Below are 15,889 nucleotides of genomic sequence, written 5' to 3' on the forward strand. Positions count from 1 at the left end.
GGTGTATTTCGTGCGCCCGCTCGGGCCGGGGCCGTTCCCGGGGTGGTGTGGCTGCACCACATGCCGGGCTGGGACGAGTGGACGAAGGAGGCCTGCCGGAAGCTGGCGCACCACGGCTTCATGGTGGCGGCGCCAGACCTCTACTGCCGGGCCGGCACGGGGGCGCCGGAGGACGTGGCGGCGAAGGTCCGGGCGGAGGGCGGCGTGCCGGACGCGCAGGTAGTCGCTGATGCGGCGGCGTGCAGGGACTTCCTGCGCGCGCTGCCGCAATCGAACGGGAAGGTGGGCGTGACCGGCACCTGCTCGGGCGGGCGGCATGCGTACCTGGCCGCCTGCCTCGAACCGTTCGACGCGTGCGTGGACCTCTGGGGCGGCGGCGTGGTGATGCGGCCGGAGGACCTGACGGAAAAGCGGCCGGTGGCGCCGATCGACTACACGGAGCGGCTCTCGTGCCCGCTGCTGGGCCTGTTCGGCGAAGAGGACCGGGCGCCGTCGCCAGAGCAGGTGCGGCAGCACGAGGAAGCGCTGCAGCGGCACGGCAAGCAGTACGAGTTCCATATGTACGCCGGCGCCGGGCACGGCTTCTTTACCACGACCGGCCGGCGGCCTACCGGGCCGAGCAGGCGGTCGACGGCTGGAAGAAGGTCATCAGCTTCTTCCGCCAGCACCTCGGCTGAATGGGAGGGACGGCGATGTGCACGAACATCCTCATCCACACGCAGCTCGAGGGCGCAGGGTTCGGGCGGAAGGGCTGGTTCCCGGTGACGCGGGCGAACGTCACCTACGACCACCCGTTCCACATCGACCTCGAACACGCGGTGACGGTGGACTTCGTCGATGAGGCTGGCGGGCTGGACGCGCGAGTGGGGGTCGAGCTGACGGTGGCCTCGGCGCGGGCGCTCGCGGAGGCGCTGCTCGCGGCGTGCGCCGAGGCAGAGGCGTACGAATCGGGCGGCGCGGCCCGGGGCTAGACGGCGAGCGCCTCGCGGAGCCGCTCGGCCTCGAGGGACGCAGGCGGACCCTCCATGGTGACGGCGCCGCTTTCGAGCACGCAGCAGTAGTCGGCGTTGGCGAGGGCGAAGTCGAGGAACTGCTCGACGAGGAGCACGGCGACCTGGCCCTTGAGCGAGGCGATGACGCCCTCGATCTGCTCGACGATGTTCGGCTGGATGCCCTCCGTGGGCTCATCGAGGAGGAGGAGGCGGGGCCGGCCCATGAGGGCGCGGCCGATGGCGAGCTGCTGCTGCTGGCCGCCGGAGAGGACGCCGGCGGTGCGTTTCGCCATCTGCCGGAGGACGGGGAAGAGCTCGAAGACCTCCTCGAGCCGGCCGTCGTCGCGGCCGCCGCGAGGTTCGAGGCCGAGGAGGAGATTCTCGAGGACGGACAGCTGGGGAAGATGCCGCGCCCTGGGGCACGTAGCCGATGCCGGCGCGCGCACGGTCGAACGATGGCCGGGCGGTGAGGTCGCGGCCGTCGAAGAGGATGCGGCCGGAGCGGGCGCGGAGGGCGCCGATGATGCCCTTCATCAGCGTGGTCTTGCCGGCGCCGTTGCGGCCCATGACGCAGACGACCTGGCCGGGAGCGACGCTGAGGCTGACCCCGCGGACGACCTCGACCTGGCCGTAGGCGAGGGAGAGGCGGTCGATGCGGAGGAGGGCGCCGTCCATGGGGACGGGCGGCGGAGCGGGGCGGGTCAAGGGCAGGCGGTCGAGGAGGGGCGGGGTCATGCGGCATCCCCGGCGGCGGCCTTCTGGCGCCCGAGGTAGACCTCGCGGACGACCGGGTCGCGCTGGATCTCGTCGATGGGGCCTTCGCGCAGGACGCGGCCCATGTGGAGCACCGTGACGGTGCGGGCGAATTCGCGAACGAACTCCATGTCGTGCTCCGTGATGATGATGGTGTGAGCGCCGGCGAGGCGGTGGAGGAGTTCGCCGGTCCGCTCGCGCTCCTGCCGGGTCATGCCGGCGATCGGCTCGTCGAGGAGCATGATCCGGGGCGACTGGACGAGGAGCATGGCGATTTCGAGCCACTGGCGTTCGCCGTGGAGAGCGCGCCGGCCGGGACGTCGGCCCGGTGGAGGAGGGCGACGTCTTCGAGCGCGCGGGTGACGCGTTCGCGGCGGGCCGCCGAAGGCGGAAAGAGCTGGCGGAGGAAGCGGTCGCGGTAGGCGGCGGCGACGGCGACGTTCTCGGCGACGGTGAGGCTGTTGAAGACGGAGGGTGTCTGGAACTTGCGGGCGATGCCCGCGCGGACGATGGCGTCTTCGCGCATGCGGGCGAGGTCGAGCCCTTCGAAGCGGATTTCGCCGTGGACCTCGATGGTCGAGGGGTGGGGGTCGCCGGACGCCGGGACGGCCGGGTCGAAGAGGACGCGGCCGGAGCGGGCGCGGACTTTGCCGGAGATGACGTCCATGAGGGTCGTCTTGCCGGCGCCGTTGGGGCCGATGAGGAAGCGGAGTTCGCCGCGGGCGACGAGGAGGCTGAGGTCATCGAGGACGGGGAAGCCGTCGAAGGAGACGCAGAGGTTTTCGATATTGAGGATGGCCTCACTCATGGGATGCTCCGGGGATTCCAGCCGGACGGCGGCGGGGGTGCGGAAGGGCGGCCGGCGGATGGGCAGGCGGCGGTGGCGGACCAGGCTGCGCCAGGTGCCGACGATGCCGGCAGGGAAGAGGAGCACGCTGGCGATGAACAGCGCGCCGAAGAAGTAGAGCCAGGTATCCGGGTAGTTCTCGCTGAGGATGCTCCGCGCCCAGCTGACGAGGATGGCGCCGATGACGGCGCCGGTGATGGTGGCGCGGCCGCCGACGGCGACGAGGAGCACGAATTCGATGGACGGGACGATGCCCATGTTGGCTGGCGAAATGATGCCGACCTGGGGCACGTAGAGGGCGCCGGCGAGCCCGGCGAGCGCGGCGGAGACCGCGAAGACTGCGGCTTTCAGGAGCGTCACGTTGTGGCCGGAGAAGCGGACGCGGTCCTCGTCGTCGCGGATGGCGATGAGGAGCCGGCCGAGCGGCGCGCGGGTGAGCCACGTGGCGAAGAGCATCGTGGCGAGGAGGGTGGCGACGGTGAGGTAATAGAGCGCGTCCTGTGTGGCGCGGTCGGCGAGGCTGAACCCGAAGAGGGTGCTGAAATTGGTGAGGCCGTTGGTGCCGCCGGTGTACTGCTGCTGGCCGACGAAGAAGATGGAGAGGATGAGGGCGAGGGCCTGGGTGATGATGGAGAAGTACGCCCCCTTGACCCGGCTCCGAAAGACGAGGTAGCCGACGACGTAGGCGATGATGCCGGGGCCGAGGACGGCGGCGGGGAGGGCGAACCAGGCATGTTCGAACGGCTTCCAGAACCAGGGGACGGACGTGAGGCCGCTCCAGTTCATGAAGTCGGGCAGGCGGCCGTCGGCGTCTTCCATCTTGAGGTACATGCCCATGGCGTAGCCGCCGAGGCCGAACCAGACGCCGTGGCCGAGGCTGAGCATGCCGGCGTAGCCCCAGAGGAGGTCGATGCCGATAGCCAGGATGGCGAAGCAGAGGAACTTCGCCAGCAGGTTCTGCCGGAAGTCGGAGAGAAAGGCCGGCGCGAGGAACAGGATGGCGCCAGTCAGGAGAATGGGGACGAGCGGACCGGCGAGGCGGAGCAGGTCGCGCGGACCGGTCCCGGGGATGTGACGCGAGCGGCTGCAGCTGCCATGCGGGCGCTCCTCAGCGGGCCGCGCGGCGGGCGATGATGCCGGCCGGCCGCCACTGGAGGAAGGCGATGACGAGCGCGAAGACGAGGACCTTCGCGACGGAGGCGCTGAGCTGGAATTCGAGGAGGGCGTTGGCGCCGCCGATGGCGAGGGCGGCGATGGCCGTGCCGACGACTTGCCCGATGCCGCCGAGGATGACGACGAGGAACGAATCGACGATGTAGTAGGTGCCCAGCGAGGGGCCGATGGGGCCGAGGAGGGCGAGGGCGCACCCGGCGAGGCCCGCCAGGCCGGAGCCGAGGCCGAAGGTCAGCATGTCCACGCGGGGCGTGCGGACGCCGAGCGCGGCGGCGACCTCGCGGTTCTGCATGGTGGCGCGGGTGCGGCGGCCGGCGGCGGTCCGCACGAGGTAGAGCCAGACGAGGGCGACCGCGGCGAGGACCATCGCGATGATGAAGAGACGGATGTACGGCATGGTGAAGCTGCCGGTGACAGCGATGCCGCCCTGGAGCCAGGACGGGGTCGTGACCTGGACGTTCGGCGCGCCGAAGATGGAGCGGGCGAGCTGCTGGAGGACGAGGCTGACGCCCAGGTGGCGAGCAGCGTATCCAGCGGCCGGCCGTAGAGCCGGCGGATGAGCGTCACTTCGAGGCCCATGCCGACGAGCCCGGCGACGGCGAACGCGGCCGGCAGCGCGAGGAGGAAGCTGATGTCGGGGGCGCTGGACCCGAGCGGCCCTTCGAGGAGCTGCTGGGCGAGGTAGGCGCAGTAGGCGCCAATCATGATCATCTCGCCGTGGGCCATGTTGATGACGTTCATGAGGCCGAAGGAGAACGCCAGGCCGATGGCGACGAGCAGGAGAATCGACCCGAGGCTCACGCCGTTGAAGAGTTGTTGAAGCCAGATATCCATGGTGTCCCTCCGTCGAAGAGCCGGTGCTTGCGGAAATACAGGGGCGGGGGCAGGCATCCTGCCCCCGCCAGGCAGCGCCCGGGAGGCAGCGGGCTAGGACTTCTTTTCCTTGGCGAACTCGGCGCCCCAGGGTAGGTTTCGAGGTACGGGTCCGGCTCGACCGGCCCGGGGGTCGCCCAGATTTCGTCGATCAGGGCGTCGCGCCGGATGCGGCCGATGCGGACCGTCTTGGAGATGTGGTGGTTGGTGGGGTGGACCTTGACGGGGCCTTCGGGGGCGGCGAATTCGAGGTTGGCCATCGCCTCCTTGACCTTTTCGACGTCGGTCGTGCCGGCCTTGTTGGCGGCCATGGCCCAGAGGTGGACGGAGATGTAGGCGGCTTCGACCGGGTCGGAGGTCGGGCGCTTCTTGCCGGATTTCTCGGTGAAGGCGTGGTAGGCGGGCACGAACTTCTCGTTCTCCGGAGTCTTGACCGTCTGGAAGTAGTTCCAGGCGACGAGATGGCCTTCCATGACGTCACCGCCGATGGCCGCAGCCTCCTCCTCGGCGATGGAGACGGACATCGTGGTGAGGTCCGAGGCCTTGATGCCGGCATCGCGGAGCTGTTTGAAGAAGGCGACGTTGGAGTCGCCGTTGAGGGTGTTGTAGATGACGTCGGCGTTCGACGACTTGATCTTGGCGATGAGCGTCGCGTACTCGGTGTGGCCGAGGGCGTGTACTCTTCCGCGATGACTTTGCCGCCGGACGCCGCGAGCTGCGCCTTGATGATTTTGTTGGCCGTGCGCGGAAGACGTAGTCGGAGCCGACGAGGAAGAAGTTCTTCTTCCCCTGTTCGAGGAGGTATTCGACCGACGGGACGATCTGCTGGTTGGTGGTGGCGCCGGTGTAGAAGATGTAGGGCGAGGATTCGAGGCCTTCGTACTGGACCGGGTAGTAGAGGAGGGCCTTGTTCGATTCGAAGACGGGCAGGACGGCTTTGCGGGAGGCGGAGGTCCAGCAGCCGAAGGTGACGGCGACCTTATCGCTCTGGATGAGCTTCTTGGCTTTCTCGGCGAAGGTGGGCCAGTCGGATGCGCCGTCTTCGACGCGGGGCTCGAGCTTCTTGCCGAGGACGCCGCCGGCGGCGTTGATCTCTTCGATGGCCATGAGGTCGGCGTCGCGGACGGCGACCTCGGAGACGGCCATGGTGCCGCTCAGGGAGTGGAGGATGCCGACGCGGATGGTGTCGCCGGACGAGCCGCCGGAGCCGCCCGAGGCGGGCGCGGTATCGTCGTCATCGCCGCCGCAGGCAGCAGCGATGGAGGCGATGGCCGGGGAGACGGCGAGCGCTGCGCCGGCCTTGACGAAGGTCCGGCGGCCGAAGCGCCGGCGGAGCCAGTAGTTGTTTTTCGGGTCACTGGTCATGCGAAAGAACTCCTCTCCGTTGTTGCCCGGACCGCCTGATGTGCGAACCCTGGATCGCCCGGGCATGCAGGAAAGGTAGGAATGGTTCGTTTCAGTCGTCTTTCGGGAGTGTTTCGGGGAATTTTCCCGGCGATGAACAAATCTTCATGTCGAGGGATTTGCGCATAACCTCAACACTCCCTCGACGAACGCCGCCGCGGCGCCGAGCGCCGGGAAGAGGGCGCGAACGATGGCGCCGCCGCGCAGGGGATTCGCGGCAGCGTACGGAAGGGGTTCGAGCGCGGGCTTCCACCAGTCGGGACAGGCCGGGGCCCAATCGCCGATGGCGCAGATGGTGACGGCGACGGGATCGCCTGCGGGCCAGTCGGGGGCGCGGACGGTCACGTCCTCATGGAGGAGCAGGCGGGCGCCGACCGCGAGGCGAACCCGCGAGCGGAGATGGTGGAAGCGGCCGCGCTCGTGGGCGGTTCGGCCGGGCGCCCATGCCTGCACCACCGCGAGGCAGCCGCCGGGTTCGACGCGGGCGTCGAGCGCGGCGAGGTGGCGGGCGCCGGCGTGGGGGATGAGCGCGCCGGGGGCGTAAATGAGCGCGCTGCCGGCGCCGACCCTGAGCCGGGCAGCTGCGACGGACGGCGCGCCAGCGCGCAGCGGGGTGGCTGCCGCGGCCCGGACGACCGCGCGGGCGCCCCGGAGACCGCAACCGACGTCAGCAGCCGGTCGGCGGGGAAGCAGCCGTCGCCGAGGAGCTGGTGGTAGATGATGCGCCAGGAGGCCTCGGCGTGCCCCGGGGTCCAGCGCTGGGGCGACTCGGCGTACGCCTCGGCGAGGCGCGGGGGCTCCCGCGGCGACGATGAGGCGGGCGCGGGAGGTCACTGCCGGAGGGCCGCGACCTGCGCTGTGACCCAGGCAGCAACGGCGGCCTGGTCGGCCGGGTCGTTCATGTTCGTGACGAGGATGGGGCGGTCGCCGCGGGCGGCGCGGGCGGCGCGCTCCATCACGTCGAGGCTGGCGCCGACGTAGGGCGCCAGGTCCTTTGTTGATGACGAGGAGGTCGGCGCGGGTGGTGCCGGGCCCGCCTTTGCGCGGGATCTTGTCGCCGCCGGCGACATCGATGACGTAGATGATGCGGTCGACGAGTTCGGGGCTGAAGGTGGCCGAGAGGTTATCGCCCCGCTTTCGATGAGGATGAGTTCGAGCCGCGGGTGGCGCGCCGCGAGGGTGTCGATGGCGGCGAGGTTGAGGGACGGGTCCTCGCGGATGGCGCTGTGGGGGCAGGCGCCGGTGGCGACGCCGATGATGCGGTCGTCGGGCAGGGCCGCGTGCGACCGGAGGATGCGGGCGTCTTCTTCGGTGTAGATGTCGTTGGTGACGACAGCGAGGTCGAGCAAGGGGTAGAGCTTGCGGCAAAGGGCGAGCAGGGTGGCGGTCTTGCCGGAGCCGACGGGACCGGCGACGCCGATGCGGACGATGCCGCGGGGGTCGATGGGGCGGGACCGCGGGGCGGTGGGGATTTCGGTGTGGGGGTGGAGACCGGTCATGTGGCGAACATCCTGAAGGGGAGGCTGGGGTGACGGGCGGCGGCGATTTCGAGTTCGGGGAACCAGCTGCCGAACACCCGCCGGGCCGGGCCGCTGACCGCCGCGTCGACGGCGGCGGCGAGGGCCGGGCCTGCGCCGGCCGCGAGGCGGACGCTGGCCGCAGGGCCGATGAGCCCGAGGCGTGCGGCGGCGCTGACGAGGCTGGTCACTGCGCCGAGCCCGAGAGCGGCGAGGCTCTCGCGCAGCGGCACGCCGAGCCGGGCGGCGAGCGCGCCGAAGACGATCGGATGGTGGCCCGGGGATTCGCCGCTGAGGACGGCGGCCCGGTAGGACCAGTCGCGGAGGTGCGCGGCGATTTCGGGGCGAGGTCGATGAGGCGGCGGCCCATGGCGGCGCTCGCGGTGCGCTCTCCGGGGAGCGTCAGCGAACCGTCGAACCGGTCGTCGGCGCGGGCGATGGCGCGGTCGGAGCGGGCGTCAGCCGCGGCGCGGGCGGCAGGCAAAGCTGGCCGCACACCGGCCCGGCGATGTAGCGGCGGAGGAGGTCGGCGAGGCCGGATTCGCCGGCAAGGCGGCCCTCGGCGGCGAGCGTTTCGAGGCCGTGGCTGTAGGCGAACGCCCCGATGGGAAACGCCGAATCGGCGAGCTGGAGCAGGCGGAGCAGCGGGAGCGTGCCGGTTTCGCGCTCCATCGCCAGCCTCAGAAGAGGAAGTAGCGGCGGGCCATCGGCAGCTCGGCCGCAGGGTCACAGAGGGCGGGCTCGCCGTCGACGGTGACCGTGAACGTCTCCGGGTCGACACGGATGTCAGGCAAGGCGTCGTTGTGCACCATATCGCGCTTGCCGATGGCGCGGGTGTTGGCGACCGCGACGGCGGGGGTGCGGAGGCCGAGGCGGGCCGGGACGCCGGCATCGACGGCGGCCTTCGAGAGGAAGAGCCGGCGGGTCGACGGCACCCGGCTGCCGAACATCGGCCGGTAGCGGACGGGTTCCGGGGTTGGGATGCTGGCGCCGGGGTCGCCCATCGCAGCCCAGGCGATCATGCCGCCCTTGATGACGAGTTCGGGCTTGACGCCGAAGAATGCCGGGTTCCAGAGGACGATATCGGCGAGGAGGCCGGGCTGGATGGCGCCGACGACGTGGCTGATGCCCTGGGCGACGGCGGGGTTGATGGTGTACTTGGCGATGTAGCGCTTGATGCGGGCGTTGTCGGCGCCGGGCGGGTCGCCCGGGAGCGGGCCGCGCTGCCGCTTCATCTTGTCGGCGGTCTGCCAGGTGCGGAGGATGACCTCCCCGGCGCGGCCCATCGCCTGGCTGTCGGACGACATCATCGAGATGGCGCCGAGGTCGTGGAGGATATCCTCGGCGGCGATGGTCGAGGCGCGGATGCGCGATTCGGCGAAGGCGACGTCTTCGGGCACGGCCGGGTTGAGGTGGTGGCATACCATGAGCATGTCCAGGTGCTCCTGGACGGTGTTCACGGTGAAGGGACGGGTCGGGTTCGTGGACGAGGGGAGGACGTTCGGCAGGCCGGCGACCCGGATGATGTCGGGCGCGTGGCCGCCGCCGGCGCCTTCGGTGTGGAAGGTGTGGATGGTGCGGCCGCCGATGGCAGCGATGGTGGACTCGACGAAGCCGGCCTCGTTCAGGGTGTCGGTGTGGATGGCGACCTGGATGTCGAAGGCATCGGCGACGCGGAGGGCGGTATCGATGGCGGCCGGCGTGGAGCCCCAGTCTTCGTGGAGCTTCAGGCCGCAGACGCCGGCTTCGACCTGCGTCCAGAGAGCGGTGACATCGGACGTGTTGCCCTTTCCGAGGAGGCCGATGTTGACCGGGTAGGTGTCGGCGGCCTCGAGCATGCGGGCGATGTTCCAGGGCCCGGGCGTGCAGGTGGTCGCGTTGGTGCCGGTCGCGGGGCCGGTGCCGCCGCCGATCATCGTGGTGACGCCGCTGGTGAGCGCCTCTTCCACCTGCTGGGGGCAGATGAAGTGGATGTGGGCATCGATGCCGCCGGGGGTGGCGATGAGGTGTTCGCCGGCGATGACTTCGGTGCCGGGGCCGATGACGAGGCCGGGCGTGACGCCGTCCATCGTGTCCGGGTTGCCGGCGGCGCCGATGCCGACGATGAGGCCGCAGCGGACGCCGATATCGGCTTTCACGATGCCCCAGTGGTCGATGATGACGGCGTTCGTGATGACGAGGTCGAGCGCTTCGCCGGGGAGGCGGTTTGCGCCATGCCGTCGCGGATGCTCTTGCCGCCGCCGAAGCAGGCTTCATCGCCCGGGGTGTGGTAATCGCGCTCGACCAGGGCGAAGAGGTCGGTATCGGCGAGACGGATGCGGTCGCCGGCGGTGGGGCCGTAGAGGTGGGCGTAGCGGCTGCGGGAGAGGGACTGGCTCACGGCAGGAACCCCCGGTCGCGGGCGGCTTCGAGCGCCTCACCGGGCGAGCGGCCCTCGGCGAGCCGGTTGAAGCCGATGATGCGGCGGGCGCCGCCGAAGGGGACCAGCCGGACGGTGTGGGACTGCCCGGCTTCGAAGCGCACGGCGGTGCCGGCGGGGATGTCGAGCCGGCGGCCGAAGGCGGCGGCGCGGTCGAAGCGGAGAGCCGCGTTGGCCTCGAAGAAGTGGAAGTGGGAGCCGACCTGGACGGCGCGGTCGCCGGTGTTGACGACCTCGAGTTCGACGACGTCGCGGCCGGCATTGATGACGATGTCGCCTTCGCCGAAGAGGATGGCGCCGGGGAGGGTGGGGTCGCTGGTGTGGGGTCCGCTCATGGGATCGGCTGGTGGAGGGTGACGAGCTTGGTGCCGTCCGGGAAGGTGGCCTCGACCTGGACACTGTCGATCATCTCGGGGACGCCCTCGAGGACGTCGTCGCGGGTGAGGAAGGCGCCCTGCATGGCCATGAGTTCGGCGACGGAGCGGCCGTCGCGGGCGGCCTCGAGGAGGCCGGAGGCGATGACGGCGACCGCCTCCGGGTAGTTGAGCTTGAGGCCGCGGGCGCGGCGCTCGCGCGCCAGCATGGCGGCGAGGGTGATGAGGAGTTTGTCGACTTCGCGCTCGGTGAGCCGCATCGCTGCTCCTGTCGAAGGGGATGGAAGCAAGCTAGGCGGGCGGAGTTTCGGGCATGTTTCACCGGCGGCCGCGACGCAGGTTCGTAACAGGAACGCAACGGTGGCGGGCGGCGGTGCGGGGCGAACGGCGTTCGCGTAGAATCCGCGGCACTTCCCGGGGTGTGATGCATGAGATTCCGGGATTCGCCGGAACTGGCCGCGTGGCGCCGCAGGTGCGGGCCTTCGTCGATGAGCACTGGCGCGCTGGCGCGCCGGCGGAAGACGAGGAGGAGAGCCCCTTCGAGGCGCCGCAGGACGAAGACCGGGTGAAGCGGTGGCTGGACCGGCTGGCCGAGAACGGGTGGATTGCGCCGGCCTGGCCGAAGAAGTACGGCGGCGCGGACATGTCGGTGCTGGAGCAGTTCGTGCTGAGCCAGGAGCTGCACGAGGCCGGGGCGCCGACGAGCCGGCAGATGCTGAACCTGGTGGGGCCGACGATCATGCTCCACGGCACGGAGGAGCAGAAGGCAGAACACCTGCCCCCGATGCTGCGGGGCGAAGTGGCGTGGTGCCAGGGCTTCAGCGAGCCGGGCTCGGGCAGCGACCTCGCGTCGCTGCAGACGCGGGCGGTACGCGACGGCGACGAGTACGTCGTGAACGGGCAGAAGATCTGGACCTCCGGGGCGCACCGGGCGGACTGGATGTTCATGCTGGTGCGTACCGACCCGGATGCGCCGAAGCACCGGGGCATCAGCTACCTGCTGGTCGACATGAAGTCGCCGGGGATTACGGTGCGGCCGCTGATCAACATGGCGAACGGGCACGTGTTCAACGAAGTGTTTTTCGAAGACGTGCGGGTGCCGGTGCGGAACCGGGTGGGCGAGGAGCATCGCGGCTGGTACGTGGGAACGACCACGCTCGATTTCGAGCGTTCGAACATCGCGCGGGCGATCGCGGCGCGGAAGAACGTGGAGCGGATGGCGAAGTACGTGCGGGGGCGCACGGCAGCTGGCCGGCCGGTCGCGCCGGCCTACCGGCTGGAGGTGGCGGACCGGGCGGTGGAGACAGCGGTGTGCGAGCTGCTCTCGTTCGTGGTGATCTCCGTGCAGGCGCGCGGGGCGTCCCGAACATGGAGGCCTCGATGTGCAAGATGTACGGCTCGGAGCTTTCGCAGCGGATTGCGCTGACGAAGATGCACCTGACGGGGATGGCGGGCCAGCTGCGGCAGTTCGATGACCCGGAGCGGGTGCTCGGCAGGAGCGCGGCGCTGGAGTACATGCAGGTCGTTCCGGCCACGATTGCGGCGGGGACGAGCGAAATCCAGCGGAACATCATCGCGACGCGCGGGCTGGGGCTGCCGCGGGGGTAGCGAGATGGTGACGCTGGAGGAGTTCGAGGCGTTCGCGGCACGGCAGCGGGCGGTCCGGCACTTCACCGGCCGGGAGGTGCCGGATGAGCTCGTCGAGCGGCTGCTTCGGGCGGCTACCCGGGCGCCGAGCGCGCGGAACGCCCAGCCGTGGCGGTTCGTCGTCGTGCGCGAGCGGGAGACGAAGCGGCGGCTGGGCGAGCTGTTCGATGAGCTGGGACGGCAGTTCTACGGGGCGGGCGCGCCGGACCGGACGCCGTGGGAGGAGGTCCCGGTGCTCATCGCGGTGTGCTCGGCTCGCGATGTGTTCGGCAGCGGGGAGGCGGGGGCGGCGGCGCTCGGCGCCTCCATCTACCCGGCGGTGCAGAATCTGCTGCTCGCCGCGCAGGCGGCCGGGCTGGGCGCGGTGCTGACGACGCGCTGGAAGGCGCGGGAGGAGGAGGTGCGCGCGCTGCTCGGCCTGCCGGGGGATGCCGCCGTGCACGCCATCATCCCGCTCGGGTGGCCGGACCGCGCATACGGCAGGAACCGCCGCCGGCCAGTGCGCGAGGTGGCCTTCCGGGAGCGGTGGGGCGAGGCGTGGTGAGGCGAGCGGGCCTCAGCCGCCGCCGAGCGCCGGGACGATGGTGACCTCGGCTGCGGGGCCGAGCGCGTCGTGGAGGGCGAGCGGCGCGATTTCGCCGTCGACGGCGAAGGCGAGTTCGGGGCGGAGCCGGCCGTCCTCGACGACGCGGGCGTAGAAGCCGGGGCAGCGCGCATCGACGGCGCGCAGTAGCTCATCGACGGTTGCCGCGGGAACGTCGAGTTCCTGCGACCCGCCGCAAAGATTGCGGAGGGCCGCAGGGATGACGATGCGCGCCATCAGGCGAGGCCGTTCAGCGCCTCGACGATGCGGCGCGGCGACATCGGGAGCTCGGTGAAGCGGTGGCCGGTGGCGTCGTAGATGGCGTTGGCGATGGCCGCGAGCGGCGGGACGATGGGCACTTCGCCGACGCCGCGGACGCCGTAGGGATGGCCGGGGTTCGGCACTTCGACGAGGATGGTGTCGATCATCGGCACGTCGAGCGCGGTCGGCATGCGGTAGTCGAGGAAGCTCGAATTCACCATCCGGCCCTCGTCGTCGAAGACGTACTCTTCGTTGAGGGCCCAGCCGATGCCCTGCACGACGCCGCCCTGGATTTGCCCTTCGACGTAGGACGGGTGGATGGCGGTGCCGACGTCCTGGACGGCGGTGTAGCGGAGGATGGTGACCTTGCCGGTCTCGGGGTCGACTTCGACGTCGACGATGTGGGTGCCGTAGGCGCCGCCGACGCCGCGGGCGACGAGCGACGCTTTGCCGGTGATGGGGCCGCCGGTGCGGGCCGACTGGGCGGCGATCTCCTTGAAGGTGAACTGGCGGCCGTCCTTCTTGCTGCGGACGACCCCGTCGGCATATTCGACGTCGTCTTCGGGGAGGCCCCAGAGCTTCGCGGCGCGGGCGATCATCTCGCGGCGCACGGCCATGCCAGCTTCGTAGACGGCCATGCCGGTCGCGAAGGTCGTGCGGCTGCCGCCGGTGACGTCGTTGTGGCCGATGGAGTCGGTATCGACGACGGATGGGCGGATGTCTTCGTACGGGATGCCGAGGGTCTCGGCGAGCTGCATGGCGAGGGAGGCGCGGGTGCCGCCGATGTCGGTCGAGCCTTCGACGAGGTTGACGGTCCCGTCGGTGTTGACGGCGACGACGACGGAGGATTGCATGCCGCCGTTGAACCAGTAGCCGGAAGCGACGCCGCGGCCGCGGTAGGGGCCTTCGATGGGCGAACGGTAGTGGTCGGAGTTGAGCGCGGCTTCGACGCACTCCTCGTGGCCGATGCGGGGAAACGCGATGCCGTTCACCATCTTCGTGCCCTTGCGGGCGGAGTTGACCTTGCGGAAGACGAGCGGGTCGACCTTCTGATGACGGGCGAGCTCGTCGATGACGCTTTCGATAGCGAAGGCGGCGGCGGGCGCACCGGGGGCGCGGTATGCGGCCGTCTTGGGCTTGTTGACGACGACGTCGTAGGCGTGGAGTTCGAAGTTCTCGACGTCGTAGGGAGCGAGCATGGTCATCGAGCCGGCGCCGACGGAGGAGCCGGGGAAGGCGCCGGCCTCGTAGAAGAGGCTGGCCCGGACGGCGGTGAGGCGGTCGCCCTTCGCGGCGGCTTTGACGCGGATGACGGTGCCGGAGGTTGGGCCGGTCGCCTCGAAGACCTCGGTGCGGGACATGACGATTTTGACGGGGCGGCCGCTCTTCTTCGAGAGGAGGGCGGCGACGGGGTCGAGGTAGATGGGGAGCTTGCCGCCGAAGCCGCCGCCGATTTCCATCGGGACGACTTTGACCTGGGCGATGGGCTTCTTGAGCACCTCGGCGACGAGGTTCCGCACGGCGAAGGCGCCCGGGTGCTGGTCCAGATGGTGAGCGTGCCGTCGGCGTTCCAGTTCGCGGTCGAGTTTTGGGGCTCGATATAGCCCTGGTGGACCATCTTCGTGCGGAATTCGCGCTCGACGATGACGTCGGCCTCGGCGAAGGCGGCCTCGATGTCGCCGCCCTGGAAGCGGTTGTAGCTGGCGACGTTGGACGGCTTTTCGCTCAGTTCGCCGGTCATGAGGGTCTTCGTGCGCCGGTTCTCGTCGAGGAGGGGCGCGTCCTCGCGCATGGCATCGAGGACGTCGAGGACGGGCGGGAGGACCTCGTAGTCGACGCGGATGAGCTTGAGCGCCTCCTCGGCGAGGTGGGGGCTTGTGGCGGCGACGGCGGCGACGGCGTGGCCGCGGTAGAGGACTTTCTCGGAGGCGAGGATGTTCTCGGAGACTTCTTTGACGTTGACGGCGCTCTCGCCGAGCTCTTCGACGCGGTCGGCGGCAGTGGGGAGGTCGGCGTGGGTGACGACGGCGAGGACGCCGGGCGCACGCTCCGCGGCCGAGGTATCGATGCTGCGGATGCGGGCGTGGGCGTGGGGGCTGCGGAGGATTTTGCCGTAGATCATGCCCGGCAGGCGGACGTCGGCGCCGTAGAGGGCTTTGCCAGTGACCTTCTCGACGCCGTCCGGCCGGATGGGGCGGGTGCCGATGACGCGGTACTGGGGCTTTTCGACGGTCGTCATGCCTGGGCCTCCTGGAGCTGGGCGGCGGCGCGCTGGACGGCGCGGATGATCTTGTCGTAGCCGGTGCAGCGGCAGAGGTTGCCCGAGAGCCAGAAGCGGATGCGGCGCTCGTCGGCGTCGGGCTCGCGGTCGAGCAGGGCCTTGGCGGAGACGATGAAGCCGGGGGTGCAGATGCCGCACTGGAGGGCGGCTTCTTCGAGGAAGGCCTGCTGGAGGGGATGGAGGCGGTCGCCGCGGGCGATGCCTTCGATGGTGGTGATGTCGGCGCCGTCGGCTTCGACGCCCAGGACGCAACAGGCGTTGACGACGCGGCCGTTCATGAGAACGGAGCAGGCGCCGCAGTTGCCGTTGTTGCAACCCTCTTTGCTGCCGGTGAGGCCGAGTTCTTCGCGGAGGACTTCGAGGAGGCTCTGGCGGGGTTCGCAGAGGAAGTCGCGCTCTTCGCCGTTGATGCGGGCCTGGACGTAGGTGCGTTTCATGCTCAGTGGGTGGCTCCTGCAGGCTGGCCGCCGCGGATGCGGCGGAGGGCGTTCTCGAGGGCGCGGACGGTGAGGACGCGGCTCAGGTGCCGGCGCTGGGCCGCGCTGCCGCGCATGTCATCGATGGGGCGGGCGGCGGCGCGGGCGGCCTCGCCGGCGGCTTCGAAGGCTTCCGCGCCGGGTTCGCGGCCGACGAGCGCTTCGCGGGCTGCCGGGACGAGGATGGGAGTCGGGGCGACCGCGCCGAGGGCGACGCGGGCATCGGCGATGCGCCCGGCTGCATCAAGCGCGAGGAAGACGCCGGCGGAAGCGACGGCGATATCCATTT

15 protein-coding genes and 6 pseudogenes are annotated in these 15,889 nt (G+C 70.4%); 4 read left to right on the forward strand and 17 right to left on the reverse strand.

Annotated elements, in window-relative coordinates:
• The first annotated feature begins 42 nt into the window (after positions 1 to 42).
• The gene (locus O0235_RS01405; protein ID WP_373324351.1) at positions 43 to 765 is read left to right on the forward strand and encodes a dienelactone hydrolase family protein; all 723 of its coding nucleotides are present in this window, start codon (positions 43 to 45) and stop codon (positions 763 to 765) included.
• Positions 693 to 971 carry a DUF6295 family protein gene (locus O0235_RS01410; protein WP_270056804.1) on the forward strand — a complete coding sequence of 93 codons (279 nt, stop codon included), beginning with the start codon at positions 693 to 695 and terminating at the stop codon, positions 969 to 971. The genes O0235_RS01405 and O0235_RS01410 overlap by 73 nt, the downstream gene beginning before the upstream one ends.
• Here the strand turns inward: O0235_RS01410 and O0235_RS15305 are convergent.
• From O0235_RS15305 to O0235_RS01480, 12 genes and pseudogenes are all read right to left on the reverse strand, one after another.
• Positions 968 to 1,727: pseudogene (locus O0235_RS15305) on the reverse strand (ATP-binding cassette domain-containing protein). The gene O0235_RS01410 and the pseudogene O0235_RS15305 sit on opposite strands and share 4 nt — an antisense overlap.
• On the reverse strand, positions 1,724 to 1,987 hold the full coding sequence (locus tag O0235_RS01420) for an ABC transporter ATP-binding protein C-terminal domain-containing protein (RefSeq protein ID WP_270056806.1): 264 nt from the start codon (positions 1,985 to 1,987) through the stop codon (positions 1,724 to 1,726). Before O0235_RS01420 ends, O0235_RS15305 begins: the two are co-directional and overlap by 4 nt.
• On the reverse strand, positions 1,957 to 3,663 hold the full coding sequence (gene urtC, locus O0235_RS01425) for an urea ABC transporter permease subunit UrtC (protein ID WP_308445665.1): 1,707 nt from the start codon (positions 3,661 to 3,663) through the stop codon (positions 1,957 to 1,959). Before urtC ends, O0235_RS01420 begins: the two co-directional genes overlap by 31 nt.
• A gap of 37 nt (positions 3,664 to 3,700) precedes the next feature.
• Positions 3,701 to 4,599: pseudogene (gene urtB, locus O0235_RS01430) on the reverse strand (urea ABC transporter permease subunit UrtB).
• 122 nt (positions 4,600 to 4,721) lie between these two features.
• Positions 4,722 to 6,003: pseudogene (gene urtA, locus O0235_RS15310) on the reverse strand (urea ABC transporter substrate-binding protein); the annotation flags it as partial.
• Positions 6,004 to 6,147: 144 nt separating this feature from the next.
• The gene (locus tag O0235_RS15315) at positions 6,148 to 6,876 is read right to left on the reverse strand and encodes an urease accessory protein UreD (protein WP_373324352.1); all 729 of its coding nucleotides are present in this window, start codon (positions 6,874 to 6,876) and stop codon (positions 6,148 to 6,150) included.
• Positions 6,873 to 7,541, reverse strand: a complete 669-nt coding sequence (locus O0235_RS01455; protein WP_308445655.1) for a GTP-binding protein — start codon at positions 7,539 to 7,541, stop codon at positions 6,873 to 6,875. The genes O0235_RS15315 and O0235_RS01455 overlap by 4 nt, the downstream gene beginning before the upstream one ends.
• Positions 7,538 to 7,897 carry an urease accessory UreF family protein gene (locus tag O0235_RS01460; RefSeq protein WP_270058011.1) on the reverse strand — a complete coding sequence of 120 codons (360 nt, stop codon included), beginning with the start codon at positions 7,895 to 7,897 and terminating at the stop codon, positions 7,538 to 7,540. Before O0235_RS01460 ends, O0235_RS01455 begins: the two co-directional genes overlap by 4 nt.
• A gap of 64 nt (positions 7,898 to 7,961) precedes the next feature.
• Complete coding sequence (locus O0235_RS01465) at positions 7,962 to 8,231, reverse strand: hypothetical protein (RefSeq protein ID WP_270056809.1); 270 nt, start codon at positions 8,229 to 8,231, stop codon at positions 7,962 to 7,964.
• 8 nt (positions 8,232 to 8,239) lie between these two features.
• A pseudogene (locus tag O0235_RS01470) lies at positions 8,240 to 9,939 on the reverse strand (urease subunit alpha).
• Entirely contained in the window at positions 9,936 to 10,313 is a 378-nt protein-coding gene (gene ureB, locus O0235_RS01475; RefSeq protein ID WP_270056810.1) for an urease subunit beta, read from the reverse strand. The pseudogene O0235_RS01470 and the gene ureB overlap by 4 nt, the downstream one beginning before the upstream one ends.
• Positions 10,310 to 10,612: an urease subunit gamma gene (locus tag O0235_RS01480; RefSeq protein ID WP_270056811.1), complete on the reverse strand. Its 303-nt coding sequence runs from the start codon at positions 10,610 to 10,612 to the stop codon at positions 10,310 to 10,312. The genes ureB and O0235_RS01480 overlap by 4 nt, the downstream gene beginning before the upstream one ends.
• A 164-nt stretch (positions 10,613 to 10,776) precedes the next feature.
• Between O0235_RS01480 and O0235_RS01485 the strand changes: the two are divergent.
• Together O0235_RS01485 and O0235_RS01490 are read left to right on the forward strand one after the other, a co-directional pair.
• Positions 10,777 to 11,960: pseudogene (locus tag O0235_RS01485) on the forward strand (acyl-CoA dehydrogenase family protein).
• A gap of 4 nt (positions 11,961 to 11,964) precedes the next feature.
• Entirely contained in the window at positions 11,965 to 12,543 is a 579-nt protein-coding gene (locus O0235_RS01490) for a nitroreductase family protein (protein ID WP_270056812.1), read from the forward strand.
• A gap of 12 nt (positions 12,544 to 12,555) precedes the next feature.
• Here O0235_RS01490 and O0235_RS01495 read toward each other — a convergent pair whose 3' ends face one another.
• From O0235_RS01495 to O0235_RS15325, 5 genes and pseudogenes are all read right to left on the reverse strand, one after another.
• Entirely contained in the window at positions 12,556 to 12,819 is a 264-nt protein-coding gene (locus tag O0235_RS01495) for a MoaD/ThiS family protein (RefSeq protein ID WP_270056813.1), read from the reverse strand.
• On the reverse strand, positions 12,819 to 13,838 hold the full coding sequence (locus O0235_RS01500) for a xanthine dehydrogenase family protein molybdopterin-binding subunit (protein ID WP_373324400.1): 1,020 nt from the start codon (positions 13,836 to 13,838) through the stop codon (positions 12,819 to 12,821). Before O0235_RS01500 ends, O0235_RS01495 begins: the two co-directional genes overlap by 1 nt.
• Positions 13,839 to 13,919: 81 nt before the next feature.
• Positions 13,920 to 15,082 (reverse strand): annotated as a pseudogene (locus O0235_RS15320) (xanthine dehydrogenase family protein molybdopterin-binding subunit); the annotation flags it as partial.
• Positions 15,079 to 15,561 carry a (2Fe-2S)-binding protein gene (locus tag O0235_RS01510; RefSeq protein WP_270056815.1) on the reverse strand — a complete coding sequence of 161 codons (483 nt, stop codon included), beginning with the start codon at positions 15,559 to 15,561 and terminating at the stop codon, positions 15,079 to 15,081. The gene O0235_RS01510 and the pseudogene O0235_RS15320, both read right to left, overlap by 4 nt.
• Positions 15,562 to 15,563: 2 nt before the next feature.
• Positions 15,564 to 15,887, reverse strand: a complete 324-nt coding sequence (locus O0235_RS15325; protein WP_373324401.1) for an FAD binding domain-containing protein — start codon at positions 15,885 to 15,887, stop codon at positions 15,564 to 15,566.
• Between the last annotated feature and the right edge of the window lie 2 nt (positions 15,888 to 15,889).

Source organism: Tepidiforma flava, assembly GCF_027594505.1.
Lineage (GTDB): Bacteria > Chloroflexota > Dehalococcoidia > Tepidiformales > Tepidiformaceae > Tepidiforma > Tepidiforma flava.